Origin of the sequence: Burkholderia sp. SJZ089 (genome assembly GCF_007828315.1) — a bacterium.
Lineage (GTDB): Bacteria > Pseudomonadota > Gammaproteobacteria > Burkholderiales > Burkholderiaceae > Burkholderia > Burkholderia gladioli.
On the sequence record NZ_VIUM01000010.1, the window covers coordinates 126,491 to 139,735 of the forward strand.

At 70.2% G+C, this 13,245-nt stretch carries 11 protein-coding genes, 1 tRNA gene, 1 pseudogene and 2 riboswitches; of the genes and pseudogenes, 3 read left to right on the forward strand and 10 right to left on the reverse strand.

Features of this window, described 5'->3' with window-relative positions; genetic code table 11:
• Positions 1-9: 9 nt before the first annotated feature.
• Positions 10-131, reverse strand: a riboswitch (glycine riboswitch).
• A gap of 37 nt (positions 132-168) precedes the next feature.
• A riboswitch (glycine riboswitch) is annotated at positions 169-267 on the reverse strand.
• A gap of 523 nt (positions 268-790) precedes the next feature.
• Together FB600_RS19685 and FB600_RS19690 are read right to left on the reverse strand one after the other, a co-directional pair.
• Positions 791-1,195, reverse strand: coding sequence for a hypothetical protein (locus FB600_RS19685; protein WP_013696202.1), 405 nt, complete (start codon positions 1,193-1,195; stop codon positions 791-793).
• Between the two features lie 202 nt (positions 1,196-1,397).
• On the reverse strand, positions 1,398-2,450 hold the full coding sequence (locus FB600_RS19690) for an oxidoreductase (RefSeq protein WP_145757261.1): 1,053 nt from the start codon (positions 2,448-2,450) through the stop codon (positions 1,398-1,400).
• Between the two features lie 471 nt (positions 2,451-2,921).
• Here FB600_RS19690 and FB600_RS19695 point away from each other — a divergent pair, with 471 nt between their 5' ends.
• Positions 2,922-5,006 (forward strand): UvrD-helicase domain-containing protein, encoded by a 2,085-nt coding sequence (locus tag FB600_RS19695; RefSeq protein WP_017920316.1) that lies wholly within the window; start codon positions 2,922-2,924, stop codon positions 5,004-5,006.
• Positions 5,007-5,103: 97 nt separating this feature from the next.
• Here the strand turns inward: FB600_RS19695 and FB600_RS19700 are convergent, their stop codons facing one another.
• Entirely contained in the window at positions 5,104-6,042 is a 939-nt protein-coding gene (locus FB600_RS19700) for a c-type cytochrome (RefSeq protein ID WP_036048662.1), read from the reverse strand.
• 243 nt (positions 6,043-6,285) lie between these two features.
• Between FB600_RS19700 and FB600_RS19705 the strand changes: the two genes are divergently transcribed.
• Positions 6,286-6,361, forward strand: a tRNA-Arg gene (locus FB600_RS19705).
• 99 nt (positions 6,362-6,460) lie between these two features.
• Here FB600_RS19705 and FB600_RS19710 read toward each other — a convergent pair.
• The 7 genes and pseudogenes from FB600_RS19710 to FB600_RS19740 all read right to left on the reverse strand — a co-directional run bounded on the left by FB600_RS19710 (position 6,461) and on the right by FB600_RS19740 (position 12,522).
• Positions 6,461-7,567, reverse strand: a complete 1,107-nt coding sequence (locus FB600_RS19710; RefSeq protein WP_145757260.1) for a tyrosine-type recombinase/integrase — start codon at positions 7,565-7,567, stop codon at positions 6,461-6,463.
• A gap of 83 nt (positions 7,568-7,650) precedes the next feature.
• Positions 7,651-7,872: pseudogene (locus tag FB600_RS38180) on the reverse strand (DNA-binding protein); the annotation flags it as partial.
• 496 nt (positions 7,873-8,368) lie between these two features.
• Complete coding sequence (locus FB600_RS19720; protein WP_145757259.1) at positions 8,369-11,161, reverse strand: toprim domain-containing protein; 2,793 nt, start codon at positions 11,159-11,161, stop codon at positions 8,369-8,371.
• A gap of 2 nt (positions 11,162-11,163) precedes the next feature.
• Entirely contained in the window at positions 11,164-11,367 is a 204-nt protein-coding gene (locus tag FB600_RS19725) for a hypothetical protein (protein ID WP_017920741.1), read from the reverse strand.
• The gene (locus FB600_RS19730) at positions 11,364-11,876 is read right to left on the reverse strand and encodes a hypothetical protein (protein ID WP_145757258.1); all 513 of its coding nucleotides are present in this window, start codon (positions 11,874-11,876) and stop codon (positions 11,364-11,366) included. Before FB600_RS19730 ends, FB600_RS19725 begins: the two co-directional genes overlap by 4 nt.
• Positions 11,877-11,960: 84 nt before the next feature.
• On the reverse strand, positions 11,961-12,209 hold the full coding sequence (locus tag FB600_RS19735; RefSeq protein WP_025097752.1) for an ogr/Delta-like zinc finger family protein: 249 nt from the start codon (positions 12,207-12,209) through the stop codon (positions 11,961-11,963).
• 109 nt (positions 12,210-12,318) lie between these two features.
• The gene (locus tag FB600_RS19740) at positions 12,319-12,522 is read right to left on the reverse strand and encodes a hypothetical protein (protein ID WP_013696212.1); all 204 of its coding nucleotides are present in this window, start codon (positions 12,520-12,522) and stop codon (positions 12,319-12,321) included.
• Positions 12,523-12,613: 91 nt separating this feature from the next.
• Between FB600_RS19740 and FB600_RS19745 the strand changes: the two genes are divergently transcribed.
• Positions 12,614-13,087 (forward strand): helix-turn-helix domain-containing protein, encoded by a 474-nt coding sequence (locus tag FB600_RS19745; RefSeq protein ID WP_098154677.1) that lies wholly within the window; start codon positions 12,614-12,616, stop codon positions 13,085-13,087.
• Positions 13,088-13,245: the final 158 nt, after the last annotated feature.

Here is a 13,245-nt window from a genome sequence, read left to right on the forward strand (position 1 = left end):
TGGTTCCTTGCCAGCCCCTCTGTCCTCGATACCTGAGAGATTGCACCGTCCTTGGCCGGTGCGCGCCCCTTCGGTGGGCAGCCTGCCGATGCTCGCGCACGTGGCTACTGCCGCTCTCCAGAGTACGAAAAACCTGACGCGCAACCTGGGCTGCGCGTATGTGTTCCGACGCGGTCGGTCCTTTTGCCTGAGAGTTTGCGGGTGTGCCCCTTCGGCGGCGCGGCGGCCCGGAATCCAGGCTGTCGCACGCTCTCCCGACGCGTGCCGGCGAATGTACGCGAGGCCAAAGGGCTTGTCAATTTGCGCAAATTCACGTCGCTTGGCGGCAGGCGGGCAGGGCGCGGATGCCGACCGCGGACCCCGCTGCGCGGCCGTCGGCACCGGCGTGCCGCCTGGGGACAAGTCGGTGGACAGCCTGTGGATCGAGCGGGGACAAGGCTGCGTGAAGCTGTGGACAAGCCGGTGGACGAATCAGGGGACAAGCTCGGGATAAAGCGGGGACAAGTCGTGGACAACCCGGGCAACGCGCGTGGATAAGGCGGTGGAAAAGCGGGTGGACAAGTTGGGGGCAAGCCCGGGATAAGCGCTGGACAAGTCGCGTTCGGCGGTGGACAAGTGGCGGCCGGAGCCGCATGGCGCGGGCTCGGGCAGGCAGCCGGCGCCATGCCGGCATGGGTGGAAAGGGGGAGGCGTGGAACGCCGGCGCCGGCGGCTCGCCGATTCGATCGGGCCGGGCCGCCTGCCGAGGGACCATGTCGCGAGGCGGCCCGAGCGAGCCGCCCCGCCCGTCTCAGACGCCGATCGCGCGCGCGGCCGTGTCGAGTTCCTGGTTCAGCACGCGCTGCTCGTCGGCGGTCAGCCCGCCGCCATGCTGCGCGCTCATGTCGTTGGCTTCCTGGCGGATCACCTCGAGGCGTCGATGCAGCGCCTCGCCCTGCGGCGGCGGATAGGCGCCGCCGTTCACCCGCGAATCGATGCGGTTGCCGAGGCTGTCGATGCGGCCCAGGATGCCGTTCATGCGCTCCACGCCGATCGGCGGCGGAGCGGGTTGCGGCGGCGGGGGCGGCGGCTGGACGGGGATCGGTTGAACGGGGCGTGGACGCGGCGCCGGCCGCTTCGGCGGCGGCGTGACGACGCACGCGGCCAGCGAGGCGACGAGGGCGGCGCCGAGGGCCGCACGGATCAGCCGTTGCATGAATCGTTCTCCTATGGCGAATCGGTGAGGCGCAAGATCCGGGCCGTGCGAAACGGCATCTTGCAAAGCGAAGCCGGCCCGCGAGGGGCCGGCCGGGGAAGCATGCTTCAGACCTGCCCGAAACGGAAGCCGGTTCCCCGCTGTTTTGTAACCGAATGTTGTTCGTGGCCGGCGAAAGGTCGTCCGGGCCCGGCGCGCAGGGTCAGAACGGCTCGCTGGCGAACGGCAGGCGACGGCCCTCGCGCTCGCTGCGCTCGGCCAGCTCGATGATGGCCATCACGTCCACCGCGTCCTGGGCCGGCACCGGGAACGGCGCGCGATCCTGCACCGAGGCGGCCAGCGCGCGGTAGAACTCGGCGTACTGGCCGTCGAGGGTGGGCACCGGCCGCTCGGTCTCGACCTCGCCGTCCAGCAGGTGCAGCACGCCGGGCGGATTGCCGCCGCCGAACTCGACGTCGTCGGGCGTGAGGCCGGCCTTGAGCTGGTCCTCCTGGGTATCGAGGCCGAACTTCTGGTAGCCGCCGCGCGTGCCGAGCACGGTGAAGCGCGGCGCCTCGATCGCGGCCAGCGCGCTCGCGTGCAGGATCACTTCATGGTTCGCGTAGCCCAGCACCAGGTGCACGAAGTCGGCCGCCGCCGCGCCGTCGCGGCGCGCGCGCACCGTGGCGCCGACCGTCTCGGGCCGGCCGAACAGCACCAGCGCCTGGTCGATCAGGTGCGGGCCGAGGTCGAACAGCAGGCCGCCGCCGCGCGTGGCGTCCTCGCGCCAGCGCTGGCGGATCTGCGGGCGGAAGCGGTCGAAGTGCGATTCGAACAGCGTCAGGCGCCCCAACTCGCCGCTGGCCACCAGCTCGCGCACGGTGAGGAAGTCGCCGTCCCAGCGACGGTTGTGGAAGGGCGCGAACACCAGGGCGCGGTCGGCCGCCAGGCGCGCCAGCGCGCGCGCCTCGGCCGAGCTGAGCGTGACGGGCTTGTCGACCACCACGTGCTTGCCGGCCTCGAGCGCGCGGCGGGCCAGATCGAAGTGGGTGTCGTTGGGCGTGGCGATCACCACGCAGTCGAGCTCGGCGAGCCCGAGCAGCGCGTCGAAATCGGCGACCACGGTCGCCTCCGGGTACGCGGCGCGCGCCTTGTCGGCTTGCCCGGTGGCGATCGCGGCCACCCGCGTGCGGCCACTGTGCGCGATCACCGGCGAGTGGAAGGTGGCGCCGGCGAAACCGAAACCCATCAGACCAACTTTCAGCAAAGACGTCATGAGCGAATCCTGTCAGCTTGCGAGATCGAACGGAAGGCGGGCGGCGGGCGGTGAAGCAGGCTGGGGAGCGGGCCGTGAGGCGGGCAGTCGAGCACCGCGCGCGGCCGCCGCCGCGACCGGCTATTGTGGCACGGCGAACCGGGGCGCGAACGCACCGGGCAGGCATGCCGGCGAGCGCCGCCTGCTCGCGGCGCCGGCCGCGAGCGGTCTTCCTTCGCGCGCTCGCGTCAGCCCTGCCGCGCTCCCCGCGGTGCTTTCCGGCCGCTGCCCGGCACGCCGCCCGGGCCGCCCTCGCGCGTCGTCGCCGTCGCCGCGCGCGCGTCACGGTTCCATCGCGCGCGGCGTGTTAACATGCGCCCTCCCGCGTCCGTCGTTTTCCGCATCGCGCGAGCCGCTCAGGCCGCGCGCACCGCGCCCGCCCCAAGGCGCGGCGGCGGCGCCGTCACCCGCATTTCCAGTCCGCCAGTCACCATGTCCGCAGGTCTCAATGCCGCTCAAAGCGAAGCGGTGCGCTATCTCGACGGTCCCTGTCTCGTGCTCGCCGGCGCGGGCAGCGGCAAGACGCGCGTGATCACGCAGAAGATCGCCCACCTGATCGAGAACAAGGGTTTCGAGCCGCGCCATATCGCGGCCGTCACCTTCACCAACAAGGCCGCCGCCGAGATGCGCGAGCGCGTCGGCAAGCTGCTGGAAGGCAAGACGCTGACCACGCCCGGCAAGGAAGGCCGCAAGGTGCCGGTCAACCAGCTGACGGTCTGCACCTTCCACTCGCTGGGCGTGCAGATCCTGCGCCAGGAAGCCGAGCACGTCGGCCTCAAGCCGCAGTTCTCGATCATGGATTCGGACGACTGCTTCGGCATGGTGCAGGAGCAGATGGGCACCACCGACAAGGGGCTGATCCGCAAGATCCAGAACATCATCTCGCTCTGGAAGAACGGGCTGGTGACGCCCGAGCAGGCGCTGGCGATCGCCGCCAACGAGGACGAGCAGCAGGCCGCGCTGGTCTACCGCAACTACGTGGCCACCCTGCACGCCTACCAGGCGGTCGACTTCGACGACCTGATCCGCCTGCCCACCGAGCTGTTCGCGGCGAACGAGTCGGTGCGCGATCGCTGGCAGAACAAGCTGCGCTACCTGCTGATCGACGAGTACCAGGACACCAACGCCTGCCAGTACGAGCTGCTCAAGCTGCTGGCCGGGCCGCGCGCGGCCTTCACGGCGGTCGGCGACGACGACCAGGCGATCTACGGCTGGCGCGGCGCGACGCTGGAGAACCTGGCCCAGCTCGGCAAGGATTTCCCGAAGCTGCACCTGGTCAAGCTCGAGCAGAACTACCGCTCGACGGTGCGGATCCTGACCGCCGCCAACAACGTGATCGCCAACAACCCGAAGCTGTTCGAGAAGAAGCTGTGGTCCGAGCACGGCATGGGCGACACCATCACCGTGACGCCCTGCAACGACGAGGAGCACGAGGCCGAATCGGTGGTGTTCCGGCTCTCGGCGCACAAGTTCGAGCGGCGCACCCAGTTTCGCGACTACGCGATCCTCTACCGCGGCAATTTCCAGGCGCGCATCTTCGAGCAGGTGCTGCGCCGCGAGCGGATCCCCTACGTGCTGTCGGGCGGCCAGTCCTTCTTCGACAAGGCCGAGATCAAGGACCTGTGCGCCTACCTGCGCCTGATCGCCAACGCCGACGACGATCCCGCCTTCATCCGCGCCGTCACCACGCCGCGCCGCGGGATCGGCAACACCACGCTGGAGGCGCTCGGCTCCTACGCGGGGCAGGCCAAGGTGTCGCTGTTCGAGGCGGTCTACATGGGCGGCATCGAGGCGCGGCTGTCGGCGCGGCAGATCGAGCCGCTGCGCATGTTCTGCGACTTCATCCAGCGCCTGACCGAGCGCGCCGACAAGGATCCCGCCACCACCGTGCTCGACGACATGATGGAGGCGATCCACTACGAGGCCTACCTGTACGACGCCTTCGACGAGCGCCAGGCGCAGAGCAAGTGGCAGAACGTGCTGGAATTCCTCGAGTGGTTGAAGCGCAAGGGCACCAAGCCGGAAACCGAGGCGGTCGACGGCGAGGCCGAGGGCTTCCACAACGCCGACGGCCTGGCCGATACCGGCAAGAACCTGCTGGGCCTGATCCAGACCGTCGCGCTGATGTCGATGCTGGAGGGCAAGGAGGAGGATCCCGACGCGGTGCGCCTGTCCACCGTGCACGCCTCGAAGGGGCTCGAGTATCCGCACGTGTTCCTGGTCGGCGTGGAGGAAGGCGTGATGCCGCATCGCGGCGGCAGCGAGGACGACACGATCGACGACGAGCGCATCGAGGAGGAGCGGCGCCTGATGTACGTGGCGATCACGCGCGCGCAGCGCAGCCTGCACCTGAACTGGTGCAAGAAGCGCAAGCGGGCGCGCGAGACGATCGTCTGCGAGCCTTCGCGCTTCATCGTCGAGATGGGCCTGGACGAGGCGCCGCCGCCCACTCCCGAGGAGGCGCCGATGACGCCGAAGGACCGGCTGGCGAGCCTGAAGGCGCTGCTGCAGAAGTAGCCGCCGGGCTCGCGGCGCAAAGATCCATGAATGAAGATGGCCCGTGCCGCCTGAAGCGGACACGGGCCATTTTTTTGTGGTCGGCCCGGTGCGCGGCTTACTTTGCCGCGCCCACCATGTAATCGACGGCGGCCTTGACCTGGTCGTCGGGCGCGTTCGAGCCGCCCTTGGGCGGCATCGAACCCTTGCCGTGCAGCGCGTAGTTGTAGACGGTGTCCATCGAATCCTTCAGGCGCGGCGCCCAGTCGGCCTTGTTGCCGAACTTGGGCGCGCCGAGCACGCCGGCCGCGTGACAGGCCACGCACACCGAGTCGTACAGCGCCTTGCCCGCGCCCGCGCCACCGGGCGCGACGGCCGGCGCGGCACCGGCCTTGGGCAGGGCGGCGATGGCGGCCATCGCGGCGGCGGCCTGCGCATTGGCGGCCGCCGCAGCATCGGGCACCGCCGAGGCGCCGGACGCGGCATTCGCGCTCGCGTCCGAGGCGCCGCCGGCGGTCGCCGCGCCGGATGCGCCTGCCGCGGCGCCGGCCGCCGGCTGCACCGGATCCGCGAACTTCGCGCCGCTGTTGTTCGCCATGTAGACGACGGCGCGCGCGATTTCGAAATCGCTGACGTCGTCGGGGCTGGTGCCGCCGCGCGCGGGCATCGCGCCCTTGCCGGTCAGCGCCACGTGCAGCAGCGTGTCGTAGCCCTGCGCGATGCGCGGCGCCCAGTCGCCGGCATTGCCGAACTTGGGTGCGCCGGCCGCGCCGCTGGCGTGGCAGGTCACGCAGACCGCCTTGTAGATTTCCTCGCCGCTCTTGTAGCTGCGCGGCGCGTTGGCATCCTTGACGTCGACCTGCGCGAGCGGCGCGATGCGCGCGGCCACCGCCGCGTCCGACAGGCTGTCGGTGCCGGCGCCGGTGCGGAACACGTGGTTGGCGTAGGTGGCGAACAGGATGATGATGACGATCGGGATCGCGAACGACGCGACGATCACGGCGATCAGTTGCCCGGGCGTCTTGATGGGCGCTTCGTGGTGGGGCGCTTCACTCATGCTGGCCTCGTCTCCGTGAGTAGGAATTTTGCTCGGGTTCGGCTGCGGCAGAATGTCTGTTGGCGGAAGCACCGATGATTATAGACGCCTCTTTTTCGAGCGGAAGGGCTCCGCGCGGCGGGCGTTTACCCGCAAGGCGGCGGGCCGCCGCGGGCGGTGGACGCTGTCATGGAAACAAGGTATGCTCTCGCTCTTGCCGCCGTCCCGCCCGGGTTTTCGAGGGTCGTGACACGGTTTCCCGAAGCGCCCGTAGCTCAATGGATAGAGTACTGCCCTCCGAAGGCAGGGGTTGCTGGTTCGATCCCAGCCGGGCGCGCCAATCGCCGTAAGGCTCTCAGCGGTTTTTCCCCGTTTTCGTCGATATCGTGTGCAGCTGGATTGCAGCCGCGCCTGTTCCCGTTCACGCGGCCCTTCTGATTCAGTGCCCGTTTTCTTCGTCCCCGGCGTCCCCGCGACGGACCGGCAGCGGCGTGGTATCGGCCGTCAGCGGCCTGACCCATTGCGCGAGGTGGTCCGCCGACAGGTGCGCATAACGCTGCACCATCTCCAGCGTCTCCCAGCCGCCCAGTTCCTTGAGCACCTGCAGCGGCGTGCCGCGTTGCACGTGCCAGCTGGCCCAGGTATGGCGCAGGTCGTGCCAGCGGAAGTCGGCGATGCCGGCGCGCTCGAGCGCCTTGTGCCAGGCCAGCGTCGAGGTCTGGTGGACCGGCCGGCCGCGATAGACGAACACGCTGTCGCGGCAGCCCGGCGCTCGTGGCGCGCCTTGCTGGCGCTGCAGCACGGCCAGCGCGGTATCAGAGAGCGGCACGGTGATCGCCTTCCTCGCCTTCGCCTGGTCGGGATGGATCCAGGCCACGCGGCGCTCCAGGTCGACCTGTGACCACTGCAGGCCGGTGACGTTGGAGCGGCGCAGGCCGGTCTCGAGGCTGAAGCGCGCCATCTCGGCCAGGTGCGTGGGCAGCTCGGCCAGTAGCCGCTCGGACTGGGCCGGCGTGAGCCAGCGGATGCGCTTCTCGGGCAGCCGGGTGCGCCGCGTGACCGGCGCGCGATCCAGCCATTCCCATTCGACGGCCGCGTTCAGCACCGCCTTCAGCACGCCGATCACGCGCCGCACGGTGGCCGCGCTGGCACCGCGCCCGGTGGTCACCACGCCCTCGCGGGTGCGCACCGTGAGCGGTTCCTGGCGCTTGGCCAGCGCGATCGCGTCGATGCGTTCGCGGTCGATCCGATCCAGCGCCAGGCCCGCGAGATGCCGGTCGAGCCAGCGCAGGTGCGTCTTCGAGGTTTCCAGGCTGGGCAGGCCCTCGCGCTCGGTGACGTAGCGGATCACCGCCTCGTTCCAGCTGTGGCGCTGCCTCACGCCCAGCCGCGCCTGGTTCCACAGCTGCACCTTCAGCCGGTCGTGGAATTCCTGCGCCTGCTCCTTGTCGCGGGTGCCAGTGCTTCCCTGTAGCGGCGTTCCGCCGCCTGGGGGGTAGAGCTTGTATTGCCAGTTCGGGCTGGTTTTTCGTTTGTAGAGCGACATGGGGCGAGGGGTTCCGAAGTAACGGTGACGTTGACGGGGGCGGCCGGCGTTTCGCGCGGCAGCCATTCGCCCGCGAGGTAGCGCTGCAGGGCCAGGGTCGAGAAGATCCAGCGCTTGCCGACCTTGCGGCCCGGCAGTTGGCCGGCGCGGGCCTTGAGCCGGATGGTTTCCGGATGCGCGCCGAGCAGCGCGGCCGCGCCGGCCAGGTCGAGGGTGGCCAGCGGCGCCGGCGGCTCGATCCCGGCCTCGCGCGGCGCGGGCACCGGCAGCGCAAGCCATGGACTCGCGGGATTCGTGGAATTCATGGGCAAGTCCTTGATCGGCAAGGGTTTCGGGTGCCATGGGTGGCCATCGGCGATGGCTGGCGGGCGGTGGCGACTGATGGCGCGTCATCCCGGCGGCGTTTGTCACCGATGGCGGAACAGCCGCGACTCGTGGCGCGCGGCGCGGCTTCGTGCTGGCCTTCCCCGCCCCTTTCTTTTCCTTTTCCTTCAATGATTTGAAGAGAGAGAGACAAGCAGGGGCGCCGCGTCTGGTTTGGCCGACTGGTGGTGAAAACAGCGGGACTGATGGCGCGGCGGGGCGCTGTCGCGGCAGGCGATGTCTTGCGAATCAAGCACTTGGGCGCCAATGCCCGCGCCAGCCACGAGTCCTGCGCGCTGCCCGGGTACCCCGGCGAGGCGATCGAGGCGGGCAGGCCCCCTTGCTTCCGGGCCCGCGCTCGCGCCCGGCCGGATCGATCGGCGGGGGGCGCGGGGGGCGAGTCGATACGGCGGCCGAGCGCCATCGTGATCGGCGCCTTCATGCCGGGCTCCTGGCCAGCGCGTCGGAGGCGAGATCCTCGCGGATCGACACGTGCAGCCCGAAGCCGGCCAGCCGCTCGAGCGAGACCGGCGTCAGGTAGGGCACGCGCCGCGTGTAGATGCGCCGCTCGACCTCCTTCTCGCCCACCACCACGCCCGCCTGCTTGAGCTGCGCCTTGAAGATGCGATCCGACTTCACCGGCAGCGCGTTCCACTTCTCGCGCAGCGCGCTGGTGTGGGCGAGGTGGTCCATCACGTGGCCGGTGCGCAGCAGCAGGCAGAACTCGCCGTCGATGGTGTCGAAGGTGAAGGGATGCTGGTAGTTGCCGCCGTCGATCTCCGAGAGCACCGTCTCCATGATCCAGACCCAGGGCTCGCGATCGGCGCTGGTCTCGGCCACGTGGCCGTTCATCTCGGTGAGCAGGTCGCGCGCGAACTCGCCCTCGGCCGGATCCATGCCGGCGAACTCGCACAGATAGCGCCAGGCCAGCGCGAGCGCCGCGTAGTTGCCGGCCATGCGCCGCGCGCCGTCGTCCTCGCCGCTGGCGCGGCAGTTGGCCAGCGCCTTGTCGCGCAGCGTCGCGTAATGCTCGAGCACGGCGCGCCGGTTCAGCCCGGCCAGGAACTCGAGCCACTGGCGTACCGGGAAGCGCGGCAGCTCGTCGGGCAGCAGCGGGCCGCGCTTGCCGGTCAGGGTGGTGCGCACCAGCTTGCCGAGCAGGCTGCGCACCGGCACGTCCTCGCCGGCCAGCATCACCGGCGCGCACAGCAGGTACTCGGTCATGTCGCTGCCGCGCCGCGTGACGGTGTACTGGTAGTTCTCCTGCAGCAGGCCGACGGCCTTGTCGATCACGTCCTGGCGGCGCGCCGACAGCTCCTCCCAGCCGATCGGGTGACTGGTGTGGCTGATGCTGGTGAGCAGGCGGAATTCGGTCTGCAGCGACTGGCCCGAGAACATCGTGAAGGCCAGCGTGCGCTCGAGCCGCTTGATCAGCGTCGACTTGCCGGCGCCCTTGTTGGCCTGCACCGTCAGGTGCGGCCAGAAGCCGAGCAGGGCCTTCAGGTGACCGCCGAGCGCCCACACCAGCGGAACGGTCGCGGCGTTCTGGCGGAAGGTCTGCTGGTAGGCGGCGATCACGCGCCGCGCGTCGGCCACCGGGCCGCTGGGGAAGCTGAGGTTGTGATACGGGCACTGCTTGTCGGCCTCGGTGAAATAACAGTCGGGGCCTTCGTTGACGATCAGCCGGCCGTCGCGCCAGGCCAGGCCCACGAAGTTCGCGGCCTGGCGCGCGCCCAGGTCGGCGCCGCGCTCGAGGATGTTCACCATGCGCTTGAACGGCGCCGGCGCCCAGATCGGGCCGAACTTGTTCCACTGGTCGACGTTGTGCAGCTGGTCGTCGAGCATCACGCGGCGGATCAGTTGCGCGCCGTGGCGCGGCGCCTGCACCGAGACCGCGAAGTAGACGGTGGGCGCCTGGTCCTCGTCGCCGGTCATGGTGGCGGTGGCGCTGGCCACCGAGACGCGGCTGATGCCGGCGATCCGGAAGCCGCAGAGGTCGGCCAGCACCGGCGTCTCGGCGCCGCTTTCCTCGTTGCGCTCCATCTTGCTGATGTGGCTGGTGAAGTCGGCGCGCACGCGAAAGCGCCAGTACTGCGCGAAGTCGTGCGAGGGCAGGAAGATGCGCGGGCGGCCGCGCCGCGTGGCGTCGCCGGGCAGGCCCGCGATCAGCCAGGGCTCGGTCTGCTCGAGCGCGCGCGCGAGCTCGGCCGCGCCGCGCTCGCGCAGGTAGTCGTTGACGTCGTTGATCGGCTCGCCGGCGCCGCCGCCCTGGGCCGCCTCGCGCAACCAGCCGGCCTGGTCGACCAGCATCGCGCCGATGTTCAGGCCGGTGAGCGTCTCGTAGAGCGCCCAGGACGCTTCCGGGCCGGGACGATGGCCGGCACGCGGATGGCCCTCGGCGAAGGGCGCGTCGTTGTCCAGGCAGATCAGCACCTGCTTGCCGCGCAGGAAGCTGAAGTCGAGCTGGCCGACGTTGCACAGCCCGCGCAGCGCGAAGGCCGCCGTGCCGGGCAGCGCGCAACTGTCGATCGACAGCGCGTTGATCGCGCTTTCGACCAGGACCACGCGCCGCGCGCGCTCCAGGCGCCGCGCGTCGGCGGTCCAGCCGTGGCCGGCCTTCTCGCCCTGGGTCTGGGTCTTCACCGCGCCGTTCAGGGCGGGGTCCAGATAGCGCATGTCGACCGCCACCAGTTGGCCGTCGCGCGGCCCGCGCACGATGAAGGCGGCCGCCGGCCCGCCGTGGCCCACTTCGCCGGCGGCGATCCGGGCGCTGCTCCAGTCGTTGAAGCCGAGCGTGCGCGCGGCGAACGCGGCGTCGATCGCCTCGGGCGTGATGGCGCGGCCGAGCAGGTAGTCGCGCACGCCTTCTCGCGCGGCCAGGCAGCGCTCGGCGATGTAGTCGAGGGTCGACTTGGGGCGCCGCTCGGCCGTCGCGGGGCGCGTGGCGGCGATCCCGTAGCTGTCGTGCAGGTAGCGCAGCGCGTCGGCCAGGCTGCCGCCGCGCGCGTGCATCACCAGGTCCACGCAGGAGCCGCCGGCGTCGGCGCTGTGGTCGCGCCAGCCGGTGCCGTGCTTCGGGTGGTCCACGTAGATCGACAGCGAGGGGCTGCGGTCCTCGTGATGCGGCGAGTGATAGAGCGCGCGTTCGCCGCCGCGTCCGCGCTTCAGGCCCAGGCGCTCGGCCAGTTCGTGCAGGTCGATGCGCTGCTTCAGTTCGTCGATCGAGGCCATGGTCAGGGGCGGGGCTCCGTGGATTGCGGGTCGCTCGCGCAGTCGAGCGCGCGCAGCGCCTCGGCCGAGGCGGGGAAGCCGAGCGCGAGCCGTGCCGCGAGCGCGGCGAGGAACTGCCGGGAGGTGCCGGCTGGGGTGGCGGCGGCCGCGGCGGCGATCGCGGCATGTAGCACCGCGTCATGCGGGGCTATCGGGTGGGAATTCATCGGCAGGCCTCCGGGATGGAGCGGGACAAGGACAAGGAGCGGGGCGGGTGGCACGGCAGGGTCAGCGGCAGGTGCAGGTGCAGGGCGCGTTCGCGCATCAGGCGGGCCGCGGCCTCGACGGCATGGCGCAGCGCGCGATGGCGCATCGCCGCCTCGAAGTCGCCGATCAGGCGCAGGTGTTCCCAGCACGCGCGCAGCGAGGCCTGGCGCGGTGCGAGGCAGGACGAGGCGCGGGGCGATCGGCGGGTCGAGGCGCTTGCCGAATGGCAGGACGAGCAGCAGGACGAGCAGCAGGACGAGCAGCAGGTCGATCGGCAGGTCGAGCCGCAAGACGAGCCGCAAGACGAGCAACAGAACGAATCACCGGTCGAAACGTCGGCCGGCAGCGGCGCCACCAGCGAACAGCAGGCGCCACAGGCGGCAGCCAGGCCGCGCCGCGCGCCGATTTCGGGCAGCAGGGTGCCCGGGTCGAGCGCCGGGGCGATCGACCCTGGAACAGGGTGCGTCATGCTTTTCTCTTTTTTCGGGCAAACGGATCCCCTCACGCCACGCGGGCGCGATGCGAGGGGACGACGAAACGCGGAAGGGCGGGTTTAGACGGGCAGGTCGAGCTGCTGCTCGCCGCGTTCACGCACGTGCGGCGAGACCGGCAACTGCAGCGTCGGATCGGGCATGGCCGAGGGCGAGAGGGTGCGCGCGAACTCCATGTTCACCACGTAGGTGTGCCCGCATTCGACGTTGTTGCACTGGTAGGTGACTTCGCGAAAGGTCGGCGACATTTCGCGGCTGGTGCGCGCGGTGGCGCGCGTCCGGCAATGCGGGCAGCGATTCAGGATGCGCATGATGGAGGTCCTCCGGACGAGGCGGTGAGCGGGGCCGCGGCCGGCCGTTCGCTCGGGTTTCGACTTGGTATGGGGTTGGGGTGCTGCATGGCGCGGGCGGGCATCGCGCTCATCCCTCGGGCTTGCCGGCGGCCAGGCGCGCGGCGCGCATCGCGCCGATCAGCAGGCTGCGCGCGGTGCTCGACAGCGAGCGGTTCTGCGCCTGCGCGGCGCGCTCGAGTTCGCCGCGCTCGAGCTCGGACAGATGCACATAGAGCGGCTTGCTCGACAGGGCGAAACGCGGGGAGCGGCGGGGTCCTTTGGCGGTCTTCACGGTCGGTATACTGGCTCGCTTAGTCTTGCGTTAATGTCAGCTCAGTGTGTCATCCATTTTTATGGACGTCAACAACTTGGATGGAAATTTAATGGATAGTGTGGGGAAACGGCTGCGCGGCGAGCGGATGCGCCTGGGCTTGAGTCAGCCAGAATTTGCCGCGCTGGGAGGCCTCAAGCACAAGACGCAGCTCAATTACGAGGCCGACGTCAGCGCGCCCGACGCGCGTTATCTGCTGGCGCTGCGCGAGGTGGGCGTCGACATCTGGTACGTGCTGACCGGCGAGGTCAGCCCGGCGGTGCTGCCGGCCGACGAGGGCGACCTGGTCGACGGCTACCGCCAGCTCAACGAGGCCGGCAAGGCCGCCGTGCAGGGTTTCATCGCCACCTGCATCAACACCGGCTCGATGACCTCGGGCGGCGAGGGCTCGAGCGCGCCGCGCGTCAAACGGCTCGCCGAAAACCGCCGCGCCGCGCTCGACCAGCGCATGGCCGAGAACGTCGAGCGGGCCATGGCCGAGGTCGAGCGGCTCAAGGCCGAACGCGCCGGCAAGACCCGGAAGTGAGTACCGAATGGCGCGCCGGGCGTGCCATTGCGGACCTCCGCGAGGCAATCGTCAGCCTGCGCTGAGAGATTCGACAGCTTGATACTGTATGGATATACAGTATTATCTTGCTGACACGCGCTGCCATTCCGAGGCGATCCGCTGCCGCGCGGCGCTGT